The sequence below is a fragment of the Cognatishimia activa genome, from assembly GCF_026016445.1.
Classification (GTDB): domain Bacteria; phylum Pseudomonadota; class Alphaproteobacteria; order Rhodobacterales; family Rhodobacteraceae; genus Cognatishimia; species Cognatishimia activa_B.
Map to the genome: position 1 here is coordinate 1,536,717 of NZ_CP096147.1, position 19,850 is coordinate 1,556,566.

Consider the following 19,850-nt stretch of genomic DNA (forward strand, 5'->3'; position numbering starts at 1 on the left):
TCACCTTTAGCGTGTAGGATATTCAACTACCGAGCTCAACCGTTACATCAAGCCGCGGCAACGCGGCACAGCCACCTCCAACAGGTGCTTTCTCTCTTTTCGTATTGCTATCCAGCGACTACATGATGTGGGAGCAATAGGAATGCACATATGACCTTTTGGATCACAGCAATTGGCCTGACGCTGATCACAGCGGTATTTCTCCTTCTTGCCCTACTGCGTGGGCGTGCGGGTGAAATTTCTCCTGCTGCGTTTGACTTGCAGGTCTATCGGGATCAACTGGCTGAGGTTGATCGTGATCTGGCGCGTGGAGTGATTTCTGCGGAAGATGCGGATCGGGTGCGTACAGAGGTGTCTCGTCGTATTCTCGCTGCAGATGCTCAGGTCCAGGCAGAGCAGTCCGGCACAGCACGACGCGACCCACGTCCGATGTTTACAGGATTGGCACTGGGTCTTCTGATGATCGGCGGCAGTTTCTTTGCCTATGAGAAACTCGGAAATCCTGGATACCCGGATTTGGCTTTGCAGGATCGCATCGAGGCGGCGCGGGACTCGCTAGAGAACCGCCCTTCGCAAGCGACCTTTGAAGCCCAACTGCCACCTCAAGACACTGTTGAGGCTGATCCAGAATTCCTGAAACTCATCACTGAACTCAGAGCCGCTGTGAAAGACAGACCTGACGATTTGCGTGGGCATGAACTTTTGGCGCGTAATGAGGCGACGTTGCAGAACTACAAAGCCGCCTATCAGGCACAGGCTAGGGTTATCTTGCTGAAAGACAGCAATGCGACCAGCTTCGACTACACACAGCTCGCCGACCTGATGATCCGGGCCGCTCAGGGCTATGTCTCTCCAGAGGCAGATGCAGCCCTTCGAGATGCGCTTGAGCGCGATCCAAACAACGGATTTGCCCGCTACTACCTCGGCCTGATGCTGAGCCAGAACGGACGCCCCGACATAACATTTAGGATGTGGCGAGACCTTCTGGAAACAGGCCCTGAGGCCGCGCCTTGGATTGCGCCTGTCCGAGCACGGATCGACGACATGGCTTGGTTCGCAGGCATCGACTATACCCAACCAGCGCCTCGCGGCCCTTCCGCAGAAGATATCGAAGCCGCCGAGGAGCTCAGCACAGAAGATCGCAGCGAGATGATCAATGCCATGGTCGCAGGCCTTGCAGACCGTCTCGCCAATGAGGGCGGCACGCCTGAAGAATGGGCACAGTTGATTTCTGCCTATGGCGTCTTAGGTGATCTAGATAAAGCACAGATTGTTTGGGATGACGCCAAATCGACCTTCTCTGCCGCGCCCGACGCGCTGGCAACAATCGCCAAAGCAGCACGGTCGGCAGGACTAGCAGAATGAGCCATAAGATATTTGAATCGATTGAAGACAACGCCGCTGAGATGCCGCAGATGCAAGCCTTGGCGGGTCTGGATCTAGGCACCAAAACCATCGGTGTCGCGGTGTCTGACAGCTTTCAGTCGATTGCAACCCCGCTGCACACGATCAAACGCAAGAAGTTCACCCAAGATGCGCAGCAACTTCTGGACATCATCAAAGAGCGAAATATTGGCGCATTGATCTTGGGGCTTCCGCTGAACATGGATGGCAGCGAAGGGCCTCGTGTGCAATCGACCCGTGCTTTCGCCCGTAATCTTGCGCAATTGACCTCCCTTCCGATTTTCCTATGGGACGAGCGTCTGTCGACCGTTGCAGCAGAAAGAGCGCTTTTGGAGGCGGATACCAGCCGAAAACGTCGCTCTGAGGTCATCGATCACGTGGCAGCAGGTTATATTCTACAAGGGGCGCTGGATCGGCTGGCGCATCTTCGACGCGGCAGCTAAGGCGGAATTCATGCAGAATGATCTGAAGAAATTAGTCTGGCAGCGGGCAGAGGTCTCCTCTCCCTGTGTGCAAATCTGTGTCATCCACCCAAAAGAACAAATCTGTGCCGGGTGCTACCGGACTGTGGATGAGATCACCGAATGGGGCCACATGTCAGAGGGTGAACGCACGAATTTGATGCAAGAGCTTCCAGAACGCGCGGGCCGATTGAAGAAGCGACGCGGTGGTCGCAAAGAAAAAGCGGCGCGCAGCGGATAGAGCTGCACGCCGCTTCCTTGATAGAAGAGTATCTAAGTCAGCTAGAAATTACGCTGCCAGAGGCGCCTCTGTAATTGTGCCTTCAATGATCTCGATATCATCTGGTTCAATGGAACCAAAGGCACCTGAGACAACGGCAACCAATGCACCGTCTACATAGATCTCAGCGTCGCCGTCTTCATCACCTTCCACGATGCTAATCGCTCCAGCTGCACCTGTTTCAACAACGACTGCGAGCACGTCTTCACCAGTTTCCCAGTCTTCGACAACAGGAGCGTGCTCCTGATCAACAAAGACGCCAGTGATGAATGTGTCAGCACCCTCTCCACCGTAAGCGGTGTCATTGGTATCCATGTAAAGCAAGTCGTCGCCGGCTTCACCGCGCAGAACATCTGCGTCGTCATCAATTAGGATCACACCCTCGGAAGTCACGTTCGTACCAACCAAAATGTCGTTCCCGGTACCACCAAACAAAGTGTCGTCACCGGTCGCGCCGATCAATAGATCAGTATCACCGTTGCCGTGAATACGGTCGTCGCCTTCCCCGCCGGAGATCGCATCAACACCTGCGCCGCCCCAGATACGGTCATCCCCACGTTCACCTAGGATCACGTCATCACCACCGTTACCGGAAATGGTGTCATGACCATTGCCACCTTCAATGAAGTCATTGCCGCTGTTGCCAGCAATGCGGTCGGCATCGTTACCACCGCGAATGGAGTCATCACCACGACCTCCTTCGATGGTGTCATCACCACCCGCGCCGCCAATGGTATCATCGCCATGGCCGCCTTGGATAAAGTCGTTGCCCAGTCCGCCTAGGATTGTGTCATCCCCAGCGCCACCATCAATAGAATCATCACCGCCAAGGCCGTTGATGGTGTCATCGCCATCGCCGCCTTCAAGAGTATCGTTTTCGTCTGTGCCGGTCAGAAGGAGATTCTCGATACCATCGCCACCACCGGTGCCATCGCCACCGTCGCCGCCATCACCGCCATCTGTGCCGTCACCTCCATCTCCACCATCTACGGAGTCGCCGCCATCGCTATCATCATCTGTGTGAAAAGCTGCGACAAGACCTGCTGTTAGCAGGCCAAAAATGAGCAATAATTCCATCTTAATGCACCCTTAACTATCTTCTCACGGAGGAGAATTAGACAATTTTAGGGCGAAATCTAGCCAAAAGAGATAACTGTTAACGGTGCAGATACAATCTGGATAACCGCCAAAATTTGTTGATCAGAAAGGTCTCAATCAGAGCCTTTCAGAGGCCAAAATTATAAACCGACAGCCTTATGCAACATATTCAGTGCAACCAAAGTGAGAAAAACCCCGAAGATTCGCTTCAAAGGTTTCGCATCCAGAGCGTGCGCGAGTCGCGCGCCATAAGGTGTCGTGATCAATGTCATGGCGATGATGATCGCAAAGGCTGCGAGGTTCACAGCACCCAGCGAAAATGCCGGGCGAAATTGAGGTTCGATGTCGACCAGCAAAAAGCCAATCATGCCGGGGACGGCGATGATCAAGCCAAAGCCTGCCGCTGTCGCAACCGCGCGATGAATAGGCGTATTGAAAAGGCTCATCATGGGCACCCCAAAACTGCCGCCTCCGATGCCCATCAAAACAGAGAGAAACCCAATCAATGGGCTCAGGGTTGCACGCAGCCACCCTACAGGCATGCTCTCTCTGAGCCGCCAATCGGAACGCCCTAGTCCCATATCAACGCCTACGATGATCCCAAGAATCCCAAAGATGGCTTGCAAAGTGTCAGACCGGAGTTGAGCCGCGATGGTGACGCCGATCACTGCCCCAATGGCAATGCCAGGCCCCCAAGTCCTGAGAATATCCCAATCCACCGCCCCTTTTTTATGATGGCTCATCACGGACCGGATGGAAGTAACAACAATGGTCGCCAGTGAGGTGCCCAGACAGAGCTGCATCAGTTGCGGCCCATCAAAGCCAAGCGTTTGAAATGCATAGAAAAAGGCGGGAACAAGTACAATGCCGCCACCCACACCGAGAAGCCCCGCCAAAACACCAGCAAAAGCGCCGATGACCGCCAAAAGAACTGCCATCTGCAGCAGTAGGCCCATGTCCATGATTTCGCCTCTATTCTGCAGCTTGGGTGTTTGGGTGGGCCTGTACATGCGCCAGAGCCTCTAGCAACAGTTCTGGCCCCGCACCGGGTTTACTCGCACCCTGAGACAAAACCCGCCGCCAAGCGCGCGCGCCCGGCTTGCCGGTGAACAATCCGAGCATATGACGGGTGATCTGATGCAGCTTTCCACCCTGACTCATATGCGCCTCTATGTAAGGTAACATCTCATGCACAGCCCCGACGGCTGTTGTTGCAGTCCCCTGCCCATAAACACGGGTATCTGCGTCCAGCAGCACATTCGCCGGATCATGATACGCCGCACGCCCGATCATGACCCCATCTAGCCCCCGCTCCAGATGCGGCAAGGCTTCAGCCAGCGAAGCGATGCCGCCATTGATCGATATATGCAGCTCTGGGAATTCAGCCTTCATCTGATGCACAAGCTCATAGTCCAGCGGTGGAATATCCCTGTTTTCCTTCGGGGACAGCCCTTTGAGCCAAGCCTTGCGCGCGTGCAGGGTGAAACGAGAGATGCCTGATTTGGCCACTGTCTCAAGAAACGCAGGCAGCGTCTCTTCGGGGGGTTGATCATCCACCCCCAGTCGGCATTTGACCGTCACTTCAACGTCTGTGGCATCTTGCATTGCGGAAACACAATCTGCGACGAGCTGGGGTTGCTTCATCAAAATTGCACCAAAGGTGCCGGATTGCACCCGGTCAGATGGGCAACCAACGTTGAGATTGATCTCATCATAACCAGCCATTGCCCCCAGACGCGTGGCTTCCGCCAACTCAGCCGGATCAGATCCGCCCAGTTGCAGCGCCAGCGGGTGTTCTTCCTCGGAATAGTCCAAGAGATGCAACGCTCCACCACGCACCAATGCAGGTGCTGTTACCATTTCGGTATAAAGCAACGTGTTCTTAGAAAGCAGACGGTGGAAATAGCGACAATGCCGGTCGGTCCAATCCATCATCGGCGCACAACTCAAGGTTGCATTTCTTCTTATTTTTTCTCTTTTATTTTCAAACACTTAAGAGCCAGCCCCGATTTCTATGTCAGACACCTACCAAAAAGACCAAGTGACATACACACAAAAACGCTGGAATACGCAACGAATACATTAGGTAAGAGACGCCAATTTGTGGTCAAACAATAAATACAAGAGTTAAAACAGAGTTGTCGTGGACAAGGCGATCTCCTGAAGCCTTCCATATTTACCTAGTCTCGTACTATTCGTAGTACGGTCCCTCTTGGACTACATGATGTCCGTAACCGTACCTTTGCATCCCCCTTGGGTCGACTTGATTTAAGACAAAACCAGAAATTTTCAAATTAACGGCTCTCAACTCGGCACTTAACTTGCTTACTTGCGATTGTAGCGTCTGGTCCCACTTTACAGAACAAACGATAGCGTCGCAGTGTTGGCCAATTGTTCTAGCGTCGGGAACGACAAGAACGGGGGGAGCATCAATTACAATAAAATCATATTTCTGTCTTGATTCTCTAATAAGCTCCTTAAAGCGCTCAGATGAAAAGACATCGGCTGGGTTTACAGCTGACCTCTGGCCCAAAAGCACGTCTGCATTTAGAAGCTCGCTTTGCACAACGGCTTCATCGAGCGACAAATCACCAGAAAGCACTGAAATGATACCTTTATCTTCGCGAATATCGTTGAAATATTCATCAAGAGTTAGGCGCCGAATATCCCCCTCAATCAAAAGAACTTTCTTTCCCAATTGAGCCAAATTATGAGACAGGCAAACTGAAAGTGTCGTCTTACCTTCGCCGGGAATAGAAGAAGTCGACAAAATCACTTTTGGCGGCTGATCTATGCTTGAAAGAAGTATACTCGTTCGGATGTTGCGTACTGCCTCAACAGCACTCGACGTAGGCTTTTCTTCGAAATAGCGGAGTACATCTTGTCTACTTTTCACAGGAAGCACAGGAATAGATCCGATTAATGGTGCGCTGAATTTGCCTTCAAATTGATCTTCAGAAACGAACCTTGAAGCTGCTCCTCGTACTGCGTCTAGTCTGGTCATGAGCCAAACTACAAATAAGCAACACCCAAATGCGATGGCCAGAATATTGGTTAACGAAAAGTCGAAGTAACGCCTCTTTGAGTGCGATTTCTCATTAATTTTAACAAAGAAGACTTTGGTATGGTTTTGGATACTTTCCAAAACCGCAGCAGCGTTCTCCAGATCAAAGCTAGTTGTTTTCATGCTGTTGGGATCACAGCTACTTCGGCTGCAATTGTCGATCGAATTTGTCCGCAAATCTGAAATCTCTGTTAGGATCTGGCGAGAAATCTCGCTGCGTGAGTTTTCTATGGTTACAGTTATTGCCTTTATTAGCGCCTCTTCAATTTCAACCGCACATTTCAAAGTTTCGGCGCAAGAAATCTCAATCTCAAATCCATGTGACGAACTTCTTAGACGTGTAGCCACCAAACCTTTCTCGAATCTGCCTTCGCATAGTCCGGTTTCATCCGAAAGTGCTCGAGTTTTAAGAAACCTAGAATTCCGCAACAAATAACTCGGACCATCAGCTTTATCGATAGGCCTCAAGAATTTGGAATTTTTTTCGCTCAAAACAGAACAAACAAAACTCGGCTCGAGCTCCTGGTTGAACGTACTAACAAACTCCGAAAATAAGTCTTCTTTGTAGCTGTCTTCATCTCCTTCCCAAAACTGATCGACAACAGATTGAACTTCTTTGTCTAGAACGCTGACTACTCTGTACTCCGAGCTAAAGACCAGCACACGTTTGTTAAACAGCGACAGACTAAAGATGATAGTCGCAAAAGTTAGAGAACAAATAATTAGAAGCGGTAGTTTGGCATCCAATATCCTGCGATAAACAACGTCGAAACCAACCGTCTCAGAAGTGTCTTGCACTGTTTCAAGATCGGGGTTTTCTTCCAGTTCGCTTTTTACAAGCATATCAAGAAATCAACGCTAAGAAGGCAATTCCTATTGGAAAAGCGAAACCAGTAATGAACTCGGAATAGATGCGCTCTTCTTTTAGACGAACTTCTCCACTCCTCACAATGAAGTTAAAAATTAGATACACCAACAGTAGTTTAGTGAAAAATCCCAGATCAAAAGTCCTGATCGTCTTTCCAACTTCGGGCAGAATGCTCACATCCGTGCCACTGCTAGCTACCGAGGCTGAAAAAACCACTACCGAGCTAATCAACATTGCCCGACGAGCTTTCACATAAGAACCATGTTCAAGGATTAGCGACAAAGGGTAGTCCTAAAAAATTAAATGCGAGCTGAGTGATTATCTTCGATGAAACAAAGCTCTAGAAATTATCTTCTCCACAAAACAATCCAGCGAAGATTCTTGCAAGGAAAAACGTCGAATTCGAAATTGTTCACATATTGCGCCTTATCCGCATTGGCGGTCATGTAAGTTGATTGTTTTCTTTGGCTTGGCGACGGTGGCTCTGTCTTTTTAATTAGAATGGAGCACCAAGTGGACACACGGTTTCTTTTGATGGCGCGATATGACGCGTCACCGGTCATCCCACTCGACAGAGTTCGCAAAGATTTTTTCCCGCATCTCGCGGCCCCAATGTTTCTACGCAAGTTGAAGGAAGGGAGTATCGCGCTGCCCTTGATTTCAATCGAACCAAGTCAAAAGAGCGCGAAAGGAATTCACTTGGACGACCTCGCCAAATATCTCGACAAGCGACGTGAGGAAGCACTTAAAACATTCGCGCATTTGCACATGTAAACCAAGGTAGTCTTCTAGCCTTGTGGAACAATTTCTCAGCCGAGGGGGTCAGAAACAAATGGAGAACAAGTATGACTTTTAGTATGACAGCGATAATGGAGACCCACTAAATTACTGTTTTTACTTGCGTATTTTAAACCCAAATACCATCCATCATCGGCGCGACCGAAAGGCGCGCCGCATGGCGGATTTCATCTGTATTCAGGTCGCGCAAGGTTGCTCTCCGGCTTGGGCGGTCAGTCAATGACGGTCTTGATCCATTAAGTCATTCGCCGCTGGGAATCAAACCCAGGCCACACCCCGAATGTGATATCGCAGTGGCCGTGGAGATTGCTTGTCTGATTTTGCCCTGAACGGTACGATCCGTGCAATCATAACAGAGCAGCAGATACGCAGAGATAGACGAGCAAGATCACATGGGGCAGTCTTTCCTTCCAACCAAAGAAAACCAGCGCGCCTTGCGCGATGCCTTTGGCTGTTTCGCCACGGGTGTAACAGTGATCACAACAAGCACCGATACCGGCCCAATTGGTATCACCGCGAATTCCTTTTCGTCCGTCTCTCTTGATCCGCCTTTGATCTCCTGGTGCCCAGCCAAAGAGTCTGACCGCCTTTCCGCGTTTGAGGCCAACTCTGACTTTGCCATTCACATCCTAAGAGAGGATCAAGGTGAAATGGCAACTGCCTTTGCGGAAAATGGGGATTGCTTTGGCGATGGATGGCGCAGATCGCAAAACGGGGTGCCAATATATGACGATTGTCTTTGTGTTCTTGAATGCCAACGAGAAGCACAGTTTGACGCGGGTGATCATCTGATCATGCTGGGTCGCGTGCATCGGGTGCATATGCACCAAGGCCAACCGCTGGTATTTTGCCATGGAAAGTTTGGTGGCTTCTCCACACCTTCTTAGCGCGAGGTGAGACCAAGCTTTCTCTAATATGCAAATTGATTCGAATTTGCGGAAAGATTGTCTCTTAAGTTTCCAGGATCGCAACAATCCATTCGATCCGTCAGAATTGATCTGAAAACACAGAATACTCAGCGTATTACCTGTTGCAATAACGCAAATTTGAGCCTCTTTTCTGTCAAGTTCTACTGTTTTCGAAATTCGAACAATACAAGGTGCAATCCGCAGAAATCAGCGTCGCGAGCACCTATTTCCCTAATTTGCCAAGTCTCACATTAGCAAATCTAAGCACCGGCACACTTACGTTTCCATTTTAGCAACAAACTACCGCTTAAGGTGTATTACAAATCAAATTTCCCCTTCATCCAACGTCCCGTCTAAGGGAGATTTAAACCTGAGCCATTGGAAGGGCCCAAGCGCCCGCGTAAATTGGCTTTGGTATTTTTCGGAGCTCTGCTCATGGGTGAAGCAGAATTTCGCATCATCGGTCTTGGGACGGACCAAATGCAGGTGGATCTGTGATGATGTTTGTAAGTGTTGAACAGCGCGACAGTTAGGTTGCGCAGACGAAGACAAGAAGGGGCGCTTGTCTAAGTTTAGAAAGGTTGGGACATGCCTGGGAAAGACGAAACCATCTGCTTCACGCAGGACGCAATGATTGCAACGATCTCAGGGGAGCGCCCTGTTCAGACGTTGATGGAAGGTGATCGCGTGATCACCCGCGACAATGGACTTCAAGAAATCGCTTGGATTGGCAAGAAAGAGCTGGATCTGGAGACATTGTCATCCAATCCTCATCTGCAGCCAATTCTGATCAAGGCGGGTAGCCTTGGCCACAATCAGCCAGAGCGTGACCTGATGGTCTCGCCCAATCACCGCATGCTGATTGCAAATGACGCCAATGCGCTGCTGTTTGATGAACGCGAAACGCTGGTCGCTGCCAAACATCTGGTTGGCAAACCGGGGGTCGAACGCGCCGCTGTAGGGACAGTGACCTACTACCACATTCTCTTTGAGCATCACGAGGTAGTTCTGGGTAATGGCGCATGGTCAGAAAGCTTCCAGCCGGGAGACTACTCTGTGTCGACGCTGACGGAAGATCAGCGTTCAGAAATATTTGGCCTGTTCCCAGAGCTGGAAATGCGGGGTGCTTTGCAGGATTTTGCAGCCGCCCGTCGCTCTCTGAACAAAAAGGAAGCCGCGCTGGTGCGCTTCAACTAAATCAGACAAGCATCTGATCGAAATAAAAAACGCGCCTCTGAGGGCGCGTTTTTTTGTGGGATTTATGCCAGCGCTGTGACTTCGATCTCAATTCTGAATTTCGGATCAATGAGCCCACATTCAATCATGGTTGCCGCCGGAGGATTGTCGCCAAATGCCGCAGACAGCAATGGCCAACAGGGTTCAAATTCTGCGCGGTCTTCCAAGTAGTAGTTCACGCGAACAACTTTTGAGAGGTCGCTGCCTGCCTTTTCAAGCGCAGCAGAGATGGTGTTGAGAGCCGACTGACATTGCTCTGTGACAGTCTCACCCTGCCCTACGGTGCCCGCGACATGTACAAAACCACCCGCAACCACAGCGCGGCAATAACCGATCTTGGCTTCGAATTCACCGCCTGAGTGAATGCGTTCAATCATATGTCTCTCCCATGAAAAACGGCGCGGGAAAGACCGCGCCGTGATGATTGATATTGGTTGTCTTTAGCCTGCTGACGCTGGCTCTTTCTCAGCATCCGCATGTATCATGAGCGGTGCGGCATCAGAATTCACCGCCTCTTCGTTCACGACCACTTCGGTCACGCTGTCCATACCCGGCAGGTCAAACATCGTATCTAGCAGGATGTCTTCCAGAATAGAGCGCAGACCACGTGCACCGGTTTTACGCTCAATCGCGCGTTTTGCGATGGCTTTCAGCGCATCATCTGTAAAGGTTAGGTCCGTGTCTTCCAGCTCAAACAGGCGCTGGTATTGTTTGACCAGAGCGTTCTTTGGCTGGGTCAGAATGGTCACCAGAGCGTCTTCATCCAGATCTTCCAGCGTTGCAAGAACAGGAAGGCGACCAACAAATTCAGGGATCAGACCGAACTTGAGCAAATCTTCTGGTTCCAGGTCCTTAAAGACCTCACCCACGCCGCGTTCATCATTGTCACGCACATCGGCACCAAAGCCCATAGCAGAGCCTTTGCCGCGCTGCGCAATGATCTTATCGAGCCCCGCAAATGCACCTCCGCAGATGAACAGAATGTTTGTCGTATCCACTTGCAGGAATTCCTGCTGCGGGTGCTTACGGCCACCCTGCGGAGGCACAGAGGCCACTGTGCCTTCCATCAGTTTCAGCAGTGCCTGCTGAACACCCTCACCCGACACATCACGGGTGATAGATGGGTTTTCAGACTTACGCGTGATCTTGTCGACCTCGTCGATATAAACGATGCCGCGCTGCGCACGCTCAACGTTATATTCAGACGCCTGCAGGAGTTTCAGAATGATGTTCTCAACATCTTCCCCCACATAACCAGCCTCGGTCAGTGTGGTCGCATCTGCCATGGTAAAGGGCACATCCAGAATACGAGCGAGTGTCTGCGCCAGAAGTGTCTTACCGCAACCGGTCGGTCCCATCAGCAGGATGTTGGACTTTTGCAGTTCGATATCGCCAGACTTTTGTGCGTGGTTCAGACGTTTGTAGTGGTTGTGCACCGCAACCGACAGCACGCGTTTCGCAACGGCCTGACCAATCACATAGTCGTCCAGAACTTCGCAGATCTCTTTTGGCGTTGGCACACCTTCGGAGGACTTCAGGCCAGATGCCTTTGTTTCCTCACGAATGATATCCATACAAAGCTCGACACATTCGTCGCAGATGAACACCGTCGGGCCGGCGATCAGCTTGCGGACTTCATGTTGGCTCTTGCCGCAGAAGCTGCAGTAAAGGGTGTTCTTGCTGTCACCACCGGAATTTGTCGACATCGTCTACCTTTCAGGCCCCAGTTTCGTACCCGCGCCATGGTCAAAGAGAGCTTCTGCCCACCTGTCCTTCGCGCGTTTCGCTTAGCTTAGGGCAGCGCCTTGGCGCATACAATCTCAAATTGACCCTCCATTAAAGATCAAAGCGTTAACGGAGGGTGCTGTTCCTATTCCGCGTCGTCGCCTTTAGGGCGATTTTCTACGATTTCATCCAGATGGCCCCACTCCTTTGCTTCTTCAGGGGTCATCCAAGTGTCACGGTCCAGAGCTTTCTGCACAGTCTCATAGTCCTGACCGGAGTGCTTCACATACATCTGATAGATCCGCTCACGGGTGCGTTCGATGTGACGCGCAGAGATCAACATATCTGTCGCCATGCCCTGAGACCCGCCGGAAGGCTGATGCACCATAACCTCAGAGTTTGGCAGAGCAAAACGCATGCCCTTTTCGCCACCGATTGCGATCACAGAACCCATGGAAGCCGCCATGCCGCAGATCAGCGTAGAGACCTTTGGTTTGATGTACTGCATTGTGTCATAGATTGAGAAACCAGCTGTGACCTCACCGCCTGGGGAATTGACATACATACTGATTTCTTTGGATGGGTTTTCTGCCTCGAGGTGCAGAAGCTGCGCCACGATCAGCTGGCTCATACCGCTGTGGATCGGGCCGTTCACAAAGATGATGCGCTCTTTCAGAAGGCGCGAGAAAATATCGTAAGCCCGCTCACCCCGGCTGGTCTGTTCAACCACCATCGGAACGAGGTTCATGTAGGTCTCAATCGGATCTTTCATAATCGCCTGCCTCTTGCTGTGCTGCACCCTAATGGTCAGTGCCTAAGGGAGTCTTAGTGTCGCTGACAGGGAGCTGCAAGACCACCTTTGAAATTGCATGCATGGATGAACGATCCACTCTCACCCCTTGTGCAAATTTGCATAAGGATTTGGCTTTAAAAACAAACGTTCTGCTCGTTAGAGTGAGCAAAACATGCGGGAGAATGGGATAATGCGCGATTTTGATGAACTTTTCGCGATAGCTGCAGAGCGCAAGGGTGGTGCGGACGTAGTAGAAGCGCAATTGCCAAGTCCTCTCAGTCCTGAGGAACTTGCAGCGATCCCCGAAGATCGCTGGCTCGCACAGTTCACGAAGTCGATCTTTCAGGCTGGGTTCAACTGGAAAGTCATTGAAAACAAGTGGGCTGGGTTTGAAGAGGCCTTCTCTGGCTTTGATGTCAATCGCTGCGCTTTCCTAAACGACGAAGAATTTGACGCGCTCCTGAGCAACCCGGCAGTGGTACGCAATGGCATGAAACTGCGGACCGTGATCGACAATGCGATATTCATCCAGGAGCTACGTGACGATGGCGGCATCGGCAAAGTGATCGGCAATTGGCCAGCAACAGACTACATCAACCTCTTGGCTCTCCTTAAGAAACGCGCCTCGCGACTCGGTGGCATGTCCGCGGCCTATAGCCTGCGGTTCATGGGGGTGGACAGCTTCATACTCTCTCAAGACGTGACGGCACGTTTGATCGCTGAAGGTGTGATTGATAAGCCTGCGACATCAAAGACCGCACAAAAGGCTGTTCAAGCCGCCTTTAACACCTGGATGGAGCAATCAGGGCGTGGTCTGTCACAGATCAGCCGAGTTCTGGCGATGAGCGTCTAAAGGCAGTTCTGTGTGAGCGAAGAAAGCGTTCAGCCTGCCTTCGAGGCAGCCTGCCCGCTGCCCGGCATATCGCCGGGGGAGCAGATTTGAGGGGGTCAAATGCCACAAACGACGATCTACGCACTGGTGATGCTGGCGGCAGGCATTGGCATCCCTTTGCTAGCGGCTTTGAATGCGGGGCTTGGGAAAAGCCTTGGGTCACCGATCGCGGCGTCAGCCGTATTGTTCTGCGTGGCCCTAGTGATGACCGGCTTTATCTTGATCGTCTCTGGAGAAATCCCAAAACTCGCGCGGCTACCACTCACCCCGAAGCAATTTCTCTTTGGTGGGTTTTTCGTTGCATTTTACGTGCTTTCAGTCACTTTCATCGCGCCGAAATTCGGTGTTGGAAACGCCGTTTTCTTCGTTCTGATTGGTCAGATGATATCTGCAGCGGCCATCGACCATTTTGGATTATTTGGTGCGCAGCTGTCGCCACTATCCCTCACCCGAGCAGGAGGCATCGGGCTGATGGCCGTTGGAGTTTGGCTGACTCAGCAGACGTAATTCTTACCGTTGTTTGGCTTTCAGATAGTCGATCAAAGCCACAACCGGAGCACTTGTGGCAATCGGCTGGCCGGCGTCGGTCTTAATCATAACATCTTCACCCTCAAAGAAATCACCGTAGACCGGCATTGGCGAGCCGTGTGACACTAGGGGATCGCGACCATCGATGCGTTGAATCACCCGAAACAACGGGAAGGTTCCATCATTGTTTTCAGATAAGATCCTTAAATCTTTGGGCTTGATCAACATGACGCTCGCCATCCCGCCCTTGCCATCCAAATCTACCCCATGACAGGCTGCACAATTGTTCAGATAAATCTCTTCACCGAGTTCTAAGTTGCTTTCAGCTGCGACCAAAGTCGCTGCGAGACTTGCAGAAACGGTCATCAAAACACTCGACTTCATGATAGCTCCTCCTGTTATTGCAAAGTCATTTTGCCATGACAGAAGGAATGCCACCTTGCGCGGGATCAACTAACGGCTATCCCGAAGTGAGAATACCGTCATCAAGTCGCAGAACACGATCCATCCGCGCCGCCAGTTCCAGATTGTGGGTCGCGATCAAAGCTGACATCCCCGTGCCACGCACGAGTGTCATCAGAGCATCAAAAACCTTATCAGACGTGCCAGGATCAAGGTTACCGGTTGGCTCATCTGCCAAAAGCACCTTTGGCTCATTTGCCAAGGCCCGGCAAAAGGCCACGCGCTGTTGTTCGCCACCAGATAGCGCGGCTGGACGGTGATCGGCCCGATCAGCGACGCCAACCGAAGAGAGCAACTCCTGTCCGCGCTTCCGGGCTGCTGTGGTTGAGACTCCATTGGCCTGTTGCGGAAGAGTGATGTTTTCCATCGCGGTGAATTCAGGCAACAGATGGTGGAACTGATAGACAAATCCTACATCTTCGCGCCGCGTAATTGTCCGGCGGCGGTCGGACTTTCCGGTCATCTCACGTCCAGCAATTTCAACAGTACCAGCATCGGGCGTATCAAGCAGACCTGCAATATGCAGGAGCGTCGATTTCCCGGAACCAGAGGGTGCGACAAGAGCAACGATTTCGCCTGCAGCAAGGGTCAAATCACAGCCACGCAGAACGGATACTTCGTTTGGCAGGCCGGCATTATAGGTCTTTGTGACCCCGGAGAGTTTTAAAAGATCACTCATAGCGCAGCGCCTCCACAGGGTTCATACGCGCCGCGCGGCGGGCTGGGAAAATGGTGACGACAAAAGATAGCCCAAGCGACAGGCTGATCGCTTTCAAAACGTCTTCCAGGCGCAACTCAGCTGGCAGTTGGTAAATCCCGCGCACTGCGGGATCCCAGACACCGCCCCCGGCGATGTAATTTACAAAGGAAAACACCTGGTCGATGTAGATTGCAAAAAGGCAGCCAAGGATGACGCCTAAAGCTGTACCGATGACTCCTGTGAACGCGCCACAGATGAAGAACACCCGCAAAACGGAGCCTTCTGTTAAACCCATAGTGCGCAAGATACCAATGTCCTTGCCCTTGTTTTTCACCAGCATAATCAGGCCACTGACGATATTCATAGCCGCGATCAAAACGAGAATAGAAAGGATGATGAACATCACATTATCCTCAATCTCAAGCGCCCTCAGAAAACCACCTGAGCTGTCTCGCCAGGTCCAGACCAGAGCACGTTCTCCGGCAGCGCGGATCAGATCGAGCGCTAAAATGTCAACGCCTTCTGGATCCTCAACCATGACCTCAATCTCATTTGCGCGGCCTTCGGCATTGAAATAACTCTGCGCCTCCGCAAAGGGCAGATAGACCCGTGTGCGATCAATGTCATAGCGCCCAGCGGTGAAGATATAGACCACCTCATAGGACTTCACTCTTGGGCTTGTACCAAAGGCCGTCTTCACCCCGTTGGGAGAGATCAGTTTGATGCGATCACCCAGAGACGCACCAATTTCACGCGCAACACCTGAACCGATGGCGACACCGTCGGAGAAACGGTCAATATCGCCCTGAGCGGTTTCTGAGCGCGCCACACGTGGAATGGTTTTGAGATCCTCAAGCGATATTCCAAAGACTTCAACGCCCGCATTGCGCTGCCGCAGGTTGGCCATTACCTGCCCTTTGATCAAAGGCGCGGCTCGTGTAACACCCTCAACCGCACGAAGTCGCTCAGCCATTGCTTCGTAGTCGTGAATGCTGCGATCAAGCTGGCCGCGCTCGGTGACTTCCGCGCTCTGATAAACCGTTACATGGGCATTTGACCCCAGGATGGTGTCGACAAACTCAGTTCGAAAACCGGACCTTACAGCCAAAGTGGCAATCAGCGCGAAGACGGCGAGCGTAATGCCCAGAAGGCTGATCCAAGTCATAACACTGACGCCACCTTCGGCGCGTCTTGCGCGCAAGTATCGCCACGCGATCATCCATTCAAATCGTGAAAAAGGCGCTGTGCGGGCCATAATCTGCTCTCTTCAAATCTCGCCCCAACATAAGAGCTATATTTTGAGCGCACCGTAAGCAGCCCCTGCAAAGGGGTCAAGCAGCGCTCTCGGCTGCATTCCGCCGCCGAAAAGGCAATCGAAAGAGTCCGATCAGCATGGAAATTACCAACCACCCTGAGACAAGGCCAGCACCCGAGAACACCGCACCTTCAAACGTCAAAGGCACGGCAGGTTTGAATTCCGCCCAAGCAGCTTGTGCGATATCAAGATCATTTAGATGCGCGGCGTGATAAGCGCGCATAAAAGGACCGGCATCCTTCATATCAACTAGCGCTGTTTCCAGTCGATCATACCGTTCGATGGTGGCCCGCATGGTCTCAGCTCGCGCTGCGCCCAGCGCACCGGCTTCGGCCAATTCCACAAGTGCTGTTTCACGCTCAAGCCCTACGCGGGCCGCATCTGCATCGAAATCACTGATAAACAGGCGAAGCTCATCCACAGCCCCACCGAGGCGCTGCGCATACTGCTGTGAAAACTCTGGAAACTGCGATAGCGCTGCCGCACCGCTCAATCCGCCCGCCAGTGTGAGAACCCGTGCAAACAAGTGCCCTGCCCTTTCTTCTTTGCTCAAATACTCCCGCCGGAGGCATCCCAAAGCAACAACAATCGAATACGGCCAAGATTTAAGCGACAAAACACAAGAAAGGCGGGACCAGCCCGCCTTTTCTAAATCTGTCTGAAATTGAAGATTACAGCCCAATCACGCGATGATTTGCGTAAATCTCCGCAACCTTCTTCACCGCCTCTTCCGGAGACAGCTCTTCGCTTTCACCTGTCCGGCGAGAGGTCAGCTCAACAACACCATTCTTCAGACCACGCGGGCCGACAGTGATGCGCCAAGGCAGACCGATCAGATCCATGGTCGCGAATTTACCACCCGCGCGTTCTTTACGATCGTCATAAAGCGGCTCAAGGCCCAGCGCTTCGAAACTCTTCTCAAGAGCCTCACATGCGGCGTCAGCTTCTTCGTCGCCTTGCTTGAGGTTCACAATACCCACGTGGAACGGAGTGACACCTTCCGGCCAGATGATCCCTTTGTCATCGTGGCTCGCTTCGATGATCGCACCCAACAGACGGGATACGCCAATCCCGTGGCTCCCCATGTGCACGGGCACGTTCTGCCCTTCAGGAGTCTGAACCGTCGCACCCATCGCTTCGGAATACTGCGTGCCAAAGTAGAAGATCTGACCAACTTCGATACCGCGGGCGGTCCGACGACGTTCTTCAGGTACCTCGTTAAAGGCCGCCTCATCGTGGGTCTCATCTGTACGTGCGTAGCGAGAGGTGAACTCTTCTAGTACGGCCTGACATTCCGCATGGCTGTCAAAGTCGATATCGCGGTCGCCGAACTTCAGATCGGTGATTTCACTATCATAGAAGACCTCAGATTCACCTGTCTCTGCCAGCACAAGGAACTCGTGTGTGTAGTCGCCGCCAATCGGACCAGAGTCCGCGCGCATTGGGATCGCTTGCAGGCCCATACGTTCGTAAGTGCGCAGATAGCTGACAAGGTGGCGGTTATAGGCGTGCAGCGCGTCTTCTTTGGTGAGGTCAAAGTTATAACCGTCTTTCATGAAGAATTCACGGCCGCGCATCACACCAAAACGGGGGCGCACCTCATCACGGAATTTCCACTGGATTTGGTACAGTGTCAGCGGCAGGTCTTTGTAGGACTTCACATGGCTGCGGAAGACATCTGTAAACATCTCTTCAGCGGTTGGGCTGAACAGCATGTCGCGCTCATGGCGGTCTTTCATGCGTAGCATCTCGGCACCGTAGCCGTCATAGCGGCCACTTTCACGCCAAAGGTCCGCAGATTGCAGGGTTGGCATCAGCATTGGCACGTGACCCGCACGGATTTGCTCTTCGTGTACGATGTTCTCTAGCTTACGCAGCACCTTGAAACCCATCGGCAGCCAGGAATAAATACCTGCGCTGGATTGTTTAATCATACCTGCGCGCAGCATATAGCGGTGGCTGACAATTTGAGCTTCTGAAGGGGTTTCCTTCAGAACCGGCAGAAAATAACGGGACAGGCGCATCTGGGCTCCATAGTCTGAATGTCTAGTTAGTCTCCGTTTAGGCCCTTCCCCGCAGACAGGCAAGCGGGCAGCACTTCCGAAGAATTGCAATTTTTTTTGAGGCCGCGGTATCCTAACCGGTCTGCCATTCGTCTTAGCCATAAGAGTTTAAAACGAAAGGCATCAGAAATGACTCAGGGATTTACTAAAATCATCGAATACACGGTCAAACCGGAGGCGCGCCAAGGCAATGCCCAGCGCGCTGCGGAATTGACGAAGGCATTGGAGGGCCAGCGGCCTGACGGGTTTTCCTATTTGGCCATGGATCTTGGCAATGGCCGCTTCATGCATATCGCCAATGCCCGGACCGAAGCCGCAAAGGACGTGATCTATGGGCTTCCGGAATTCAAAGCCTGGGCGGAACCTTTGAATGAGATTTGCTCCGATGGTTTGAACTTCACGGACGCCTCAGAAATGTGGACAGCCGCAACCGCCGATCTGCCAATCGATATCACCTACACGAAGGAGGCTTAAGCATGTCACTCTCTGGAAAAACCGTCATGATCACTGGGGCCAGCAAGGGACTGGGGCGCGCGATGGCCGAGAAAGCCGCGTCTTTGGGCGCGACGGTCTGGGCCATTGGGCGTGATCAAGCGGATCTGGCGTCTCTTGCAGCAACTTTTGATGCCATTCATCCTTTGGCCTTGGACATCACCGCAGATGACGCTGCCGACAAAGCCTTCAATGTTGCTTCTCCTGATATTCTGATCCTCTCCGCAGGGGCCGCTCCCAAAATGGCGCCTGTCCGAGAGCTGAGCTGGCAGGAATTCTCTACCAATTGGCAAACAGATGTGCGCCAGTCCTACAACTTTGGTAGAGCCGCTTTGACAAAACCACTGAAGGATGGCTCGACCGTGGCCACGATTTCCAGTGGCGCCGCTCTGAGCGGGTCTTTTGCCTCAGGTGGGTATGCCGGTGCGAAACGCATGCAGTGGTTCCTCTCTGGCTATCTGCAAAAAGAGGCTCAAGAGCTTGGTCGCGATATTCGGTTTCTGACGATCCTGCCCAAGCAACAGTTTCGGGACACCCAGTTGGGGCATCAAGCGTCTACAGGGTATGCGGAGCGGCTTGGTATTCCGCATGAAGAGTTTCTGTCGAGGTTTAAGAATGCGCTCACTCCCGAAGGCTTCGCGGAAAAAGCCTTTGAGGTTCTTCTTGGCCCCGATACCGTTGAAACCAGCAGCTTTGGGATCAACGGCGCTGGCATCGAAAAGCTCGACTAGGCTCCCCCCAATAGAGGCGCGATAGGAACATG

At 52.1% G+C, this 19,850-nt stretch carries 23 protein-coding genes; 10 read left to right on the plus strand and 13 right to left on the minus strand.

Features of this window, described 5'->3' with window-relative positions; all coding sequences use genetic code 11:
• Positions 1–150 precede the first annotated feature (150 nt).
• Genes ccmI through M0D42_RS07640 form a run of 3 tightly spaced genes read left to right on the plus strand, consistent with a single transcriptional unit; the run spans position 151 to position 2,106 of the window.
• On the plus strand, positions 151–1,365 hold the full coding sequence (gene ccmI / locus M0D42_RS07630) for a c-type cytochrome biogenesis protein CcmI (RefSeq protein WP_265020993.1): 1,215 nt from the start codon (positions 151–153) through the stop codon (positions 1,363–1,365).
• Positions 1,362–1,847, plus strand: coding sequence for a Holliday junction resolvase RuvX (gene ruvX / locus M0D42_RS07635; protein WP_265020994.1), 486 nt, complete (start codon positions 1,362–1,364; stop codon positions 1,845–1,847). Before ccmI ends, ruvX begins: the two co-directional genes overlap by 4 nt.
• Positions 1,848–1,857: 10 nt before the next feature.
• A complete protein-coding gene (locus M0D42_RS07640) occupies positions 1,858–2,106 on the plus strand; it encodes a DUF1289 domain-containing protein (RefSeq protein WP_265020995.1) in 249 nt (82 codons plus the stop codon).
• 48 nt (positions 2,107–2,154) lie between these two features.
• On the opposite strand, the gene M0D42_RS07645 is transcribed toward M0D42_RS07640, so the two are convergent.
• From M0D42_RS07645 to M0D42_RS07665, 5 genes are all read right to left on the minus strand, one after another.
• Positions 2,155–3,222 carry a calcium-binding protein gene (locus M0D42_RS07645; protein ID WP_265020996.1) on the minus strand — a complete coding sequence of 356 codons (1,068 nt, stop codon included), beginning with the start codon at positions 3,220–3,222 and terminating at the stop codon, positions 2,155–2,157.
• A gap of 161 nt (positions 3,223–3,383) precedes the next feature.
• On the minus strand, positions 3,384–4,205 hold the full coding sequence (locus M0D42_RS07650) for a sulfite exporter TauE/SafE family protein (RefSeq protein ID WP_419195963.1): 822 nt from the start codon (positions 4,203–4,205) through the stop codon (positions 3,384–3,386).
• 10 nt (positions 4,206–4,215) lie between these two features.
• Positions 4,216–5,235, minus strand: a complete 1,020-nt coding sequence (dusA, locus tag M0D42_RS07655; RefSeq protein WP_265020997.1) for a tRNA dihydrouridine(20/20a) synthase DusA — start codon at positions 5,233–5,235, stop codon at positions 4,216–4,218.
• Positions 5,236–5,434: 199 nt separating this feature from the next.
• Positions 5,435–7,150 carry a CpsD/CapB family tyrosine-protein kinase gene (locus M0D42_RS07660; protein ID WP_265020998.1) on the minus strand — a complete coding sequence of 572 codons (1,716 nt, stop codon included), beginning with the start codon at positions 7,148–7,150 and terminating at the stop codon, positions 5,435–5,437.
• Position 7,151: 1 nt separating this feature from the next.
• Complete coding sequence (locus M0D42_RS07665) at positions 7,152–7,457, minus strand: hypothetical protein (RefSeq protein ID WP_265020999.1); 306 nt, start codon at positions 7,455–7,457, stop codon at positions 7,152–7,154.
• Positions 7,458–7,688: 231 nt separating this feature from the next.
• Between M0D42_RS07665 and M0D42_RS07670 the strand changes: the two genes are divergently transcribed.
• From M0D42_RS07670 to M0D42_RS07680, 3 genes are all read left to right on the plus strand, one after another.
• Positions 7,689–7,949, plus strand: a complete 261-nt coding sequence (locus M0D42_RS07670) for a pyocin activator PrtN family protein (RefSeq protein WP_265021000.1) — start codon at positions 7,689–7,691, stop codon at positions 7,947–7,949.
• 416 nt (positions 7,950–8,365) lie between these two features.
• Positions 8,366–8,860: a flavin reductase family protein gene (locus M0D42_RS07675; protein ID WP_265021001.1), complete on the plus strand. Its 495-nt coding sequence runs from the start codon at positions 8,366–8,368 to the stop codon at positions 8,858–8,860.
• Between the two features lie 609 nt (positions 8,861–9,469).
• Positions 9,470–10,078 (plus strand): Hint domain-containing protein, encoded by a 609-nt coding sequence (locus M0D42_RS07680; protein ID WP_265021002.1) that lies wholly within the window; start codon positions 9,470–9,472, stop codon positions 10,076–10,078.
• Between the two features lie 62 nt (positions 10,079–10,140).
• Here M0D42_RS07680 and M0D42_RS07685 read toward each other — a convergent pair whose 3' ends face one another.
• From M0D42_RS07685 to M0D42_RS07695, 3 genes are all read right to left on the minus strand, one after another.
• Positions 10,141–10,494 carry a RidA family protein gene (locus tag M0D42_RS07685; protein ID WP_265021003.1) on the minus strand — a complete coding sequence of 118 codons (354 nt, stop codon included), beginning with the start codon at positions 10,492–10,494 and terminating at the stop codon, positions 10,141–10,143.
• A gap of 63 nt (positions 10,495–10,557) precedes the next feature.
• Positions 10,558–11,823 carry an ATP-dependent Clp protease ATP-binding subunit ClpX gene (clpX, locus tag M0D42_RS07690; protein ID WP_265021004.1) on the minus strand — a complete coding sequence of 422 codons (1,266 nt, stop codon included), beginning with the start codon at positions 11,821–11,823 and terminating at the stop codon, positions 10,558–10,560.
• Positions 11,824–11,987: 164 nt separating this feature from the next.
• Positions 11,988–12,614 (minus strand): ATP-dependent Clp protease proteolytic subunit, encoded by a 627-nt coding sequence (locus tag M0D42_RS07695; RefSeq protein ID WP_265021005.1) that lies wholly within the window; start codon positions 12,612–12,614, stop codon positions 11,988–11,990.
• 211 nt (positions 12,615–12,825) lie between these two features.
• On the opposite strand from M0D42_RS07695, the gene M0D42_RS07700 reads away from it, so the two are divergent.
• Together M0D42_RS07700 and M0D42_RS07705 are read left to right on the plus strand one after the other, a co-directional pair.
• The gene (locus M0D42_RS07700; protein WP_265021006.1) at positions 12,826–13,488 is read left to right on the plus strand and encodes a DNA-3-methyladenine glycosylase I; all 663 of its coding nucleotides are present in this window, start codon (positions 12,826–12,828) and stop codon (positions 13,486–13,488) included.
• Between the two features lie 99 nt (positions 13,489–13,587).
• A complete protein-coding gene (locus tag M0D42_RS07705) occupies positions 13,588–14,034 on the plus strand; it encodes a DMT family transporter (RefSeq protein ID WP_265021007.1) in 447 nt (148 codons plus the stop codon).
• A gap of 3 nt (positions 14,035–14,037) precedes the next feature.
• On the opposite strand, the gene M0D42_RS07710 is transcribed toward M0D42_RS07705, so the two are convergent.
• The 5 genes from M0D42_RS07710 to proS all read right to left on the minus strand — a co-directional run bounded on the left by M0D42_RS07710 (position 14,038) and on the right by proS (position 18,556).
• Positions 14,038–14,439, minus strand: a complete 402-nt coding sequence (locus M0D42_RS07710) for a c-type cytochrome (protein WP_265021008.1) — start codon at positions 14,437–14,439, stop codon at positions 14,038–14,040.
• 76 nt (positions 14,440–14,515) lie between these two features.
• On the minus strand, positions 14,516–15,196 hold the full coding sequence (locus tag M0D42_RS07715) for an ABC transporter ATP-binding protein (RefSeq protein WP_265021009.1): 681 nt from the start codon (positions 15,194–15,196) through the stop codon (positions 14,516–14,518).
• Entirely contained in the window at positions 15,189–16,472 is a 1,284-nt protein-coding gene (locus tag M0D42_RS07720) for a lipoprotein-releasing ABC transporter permease subunit (protein WP_265021010.1), read from the minus strand. The genes M0D42_RS07715 and M0D42_RS07720 overlap by 8 nt, the downstream gene beginning before the upstream one ends.
• A 76-nt stretch (positions 16,473–16,548) precedes the next feature.
• Positions 16,549–17,058: a DUF2937 family protein gene (locus tag M0D42_RS07725; protein ID WP_265021011.1), complete on the minus strand. Its 510-nt coding sequence runs from the start codon at positions 17,056–17,058 to the stop codon at positions 16,549–16,551.
• A 145-nt stretch (positions 17,059–17,203) separates the two neighbouring features.
• Entirely contained in the window at positions 17,204–18,556 is a 1,353-nt protein-coding gene (gene proS / locus M0D42_RS07730) for a proline--tRNA ligase (RefSeq protein ID WP_265021012.1), read from the minus strand.
• 168 nt (positions 18,557–18,724) lie between these two features.
• On the opposite strand from proS, the gene M0D42_RS07735 reads away from it, so the two are divergent.
• Both M0D42_RS07735 and M0D42_RS07740 read left to right on the plus strand, forming a co-directional pair.
• On the plus strand, positions 18,725–19,069 hold the full coding sequence (locus M0D42_RS07735) for a hypothetical protein (protein ID WP_265021013.1): 345 nt from the start codon (positions 18,725–18,727) through the stop codon (positions 19,067–19,069).
• Between the two features lie 2 nt (positions 19,070–19,071).
• Positions 19,072–19,818: an SDR family oxidoreductase gene (locus M0D42_RS07740; RefSeq protein ID WP_265021014.1), complete on the plus strand. Its 747-nt coding sequence runs from the start codon at positions 19,072–19,074 to the stop codon at positions 19,816–19,818.
• The last annotated feature ends 32 nt before the right edge of the window (positions 19,819–19,850 follow it).

Excerpts from the sequence above, each read along its gene's own strand:
- M0D42_RS07695 (WP_265021005.1), bottom strand. The coding sequence starts at position 12,614 with ATGAAAGATCCGATTGAGACCTACATGAACCTCGTTCCGATGGTGGTT.
- ccmI (WP_265020993.1), top strand. The coding sequence starts at position 151 with ATGACCTTTTGGATCACAGCAATTGGCCTGACGCTGATCACAGCGGTA.
- M0D42_RS07650 (WP_419195963.1), bottom strand. The coding sequence starts at position 4,205 with ATGGACATGGGCCTACTGCTGCAGATGGCAGTTCTTTTGGCGGTCATC.
- ruvX (WP_265020994.1), top strand. The coding sequence starts at position 1,362 with ATGAGCCATAAGATATTTGAATCGATTGAAGACAACGCCGCTGAGATG.
- M0D42_RS07700 (WP_265021006.1), top strand. The coding sequence starts at position 12,826 with ATGCGCGATTTTGATGAACTTTTCGCGATAGCTGCAGAGCGCAAGGGT.
- M0D42_RS07680 (WP_265021002.1), top strand. The coding sequence starts at position 9,470 with ATGCCTGGGAAAGACGAAACCATCTGCTTCACGCAGGACGCAATGATT.
- M0D42_RS07715 (WP_265021009.1), bottom strand. The coding sequence starts at position 15,196 with ATGAGTGATCTTTTAAAACTCTCCGGGGTCACAAAGACCTATAATGCC.
- M0D42_RS07640 (WP_265020995.1), top strand. The coding sequence starts at position 1,858 with ATGCAGAATGATCTGAAGAAATTAGTCTGGCAGCGGGCAGAGGTCTCC.
- M0D42_RS07645 (WP_265020996.1), bottom strand. The coding sequence starts at position 3,222 with ATGGAATTATTGCTCATTTTTGGCCTGCTAACAGCAGGTCTTGTCGCA.
- proS (WP_265021012.1), bottom strand. The coding sequence starts at position 18,556 with ATGCGCCTGTCCCGTTATTTTCTGCCGGTTCTGAAGGAAACCCCTTCA.
- clpX (WP_265021004.1), bottom strand. The coding sequence starts at position 11,823 with ATGTCGACAAATTCCGGTGGTGACAGCAAGAACACCCTTTACTGCAGC.
- M0D42_RS07685 (WP_265021003.1), bottom strand. The coding sequence starts at position 10,494 with ATGATTGAACGCATTCACTCAGGCGGTGAATTCGAAGCCAAGATCGGT.
- M0D42_RS07675 (WP_265021001.1), top strand. The coding sequence starts at position 8,366 with ATGGGGCAGTCTTTCCTTCCAACCAAAGAAAACCAGCGCGCCTTGCGC.
- M0D42_RS07710 (WP_265021008.1), bottom strand. The coding sequence starts at position 14,439 with ATGAAGTCGAGTGTTTTGATGACCGTTTCTGCAAGTCTCGCAGCGACT.
- M0D42_RS07705 (WP_265021007.1), top strand. The coding sequence starts at position 13,588 with ATGCCACAAACGACGATCTACGCACTGGTGATGCTGGCGGCAGGCATT.
- M0D42_RS07740 (WP_265021014.1), top strand. The coding sequence starts at position 19,072 with ATGTCACTCTCTGGAAAAACCGTCATGATCACTGGGGCCAGCAAGGGA.
- M0D42_RS07735 (WP_265021013.1), top strand. The coding sequence starts at position 18,725 with ATGACTCAGGGATTTACTAAAATCATCGAATACACGGTCAAACCGGAG.
- M0D42_RS07720 (WP_265021010.1), bottom strand. The coding sequence starts at position 16,472 with ATGGCCCGCACAGCGCCTTTTTCACGATTTGAATGGATGATCGCGTGG.
- M0D42_RS07660 (WP_265020998.1), bottom strand. The coding sequence starts at position 7,150 with ATGCTTGTAAAAAGCGAACTGGAAGAAAACCCCGATCTTGAAACAGTG.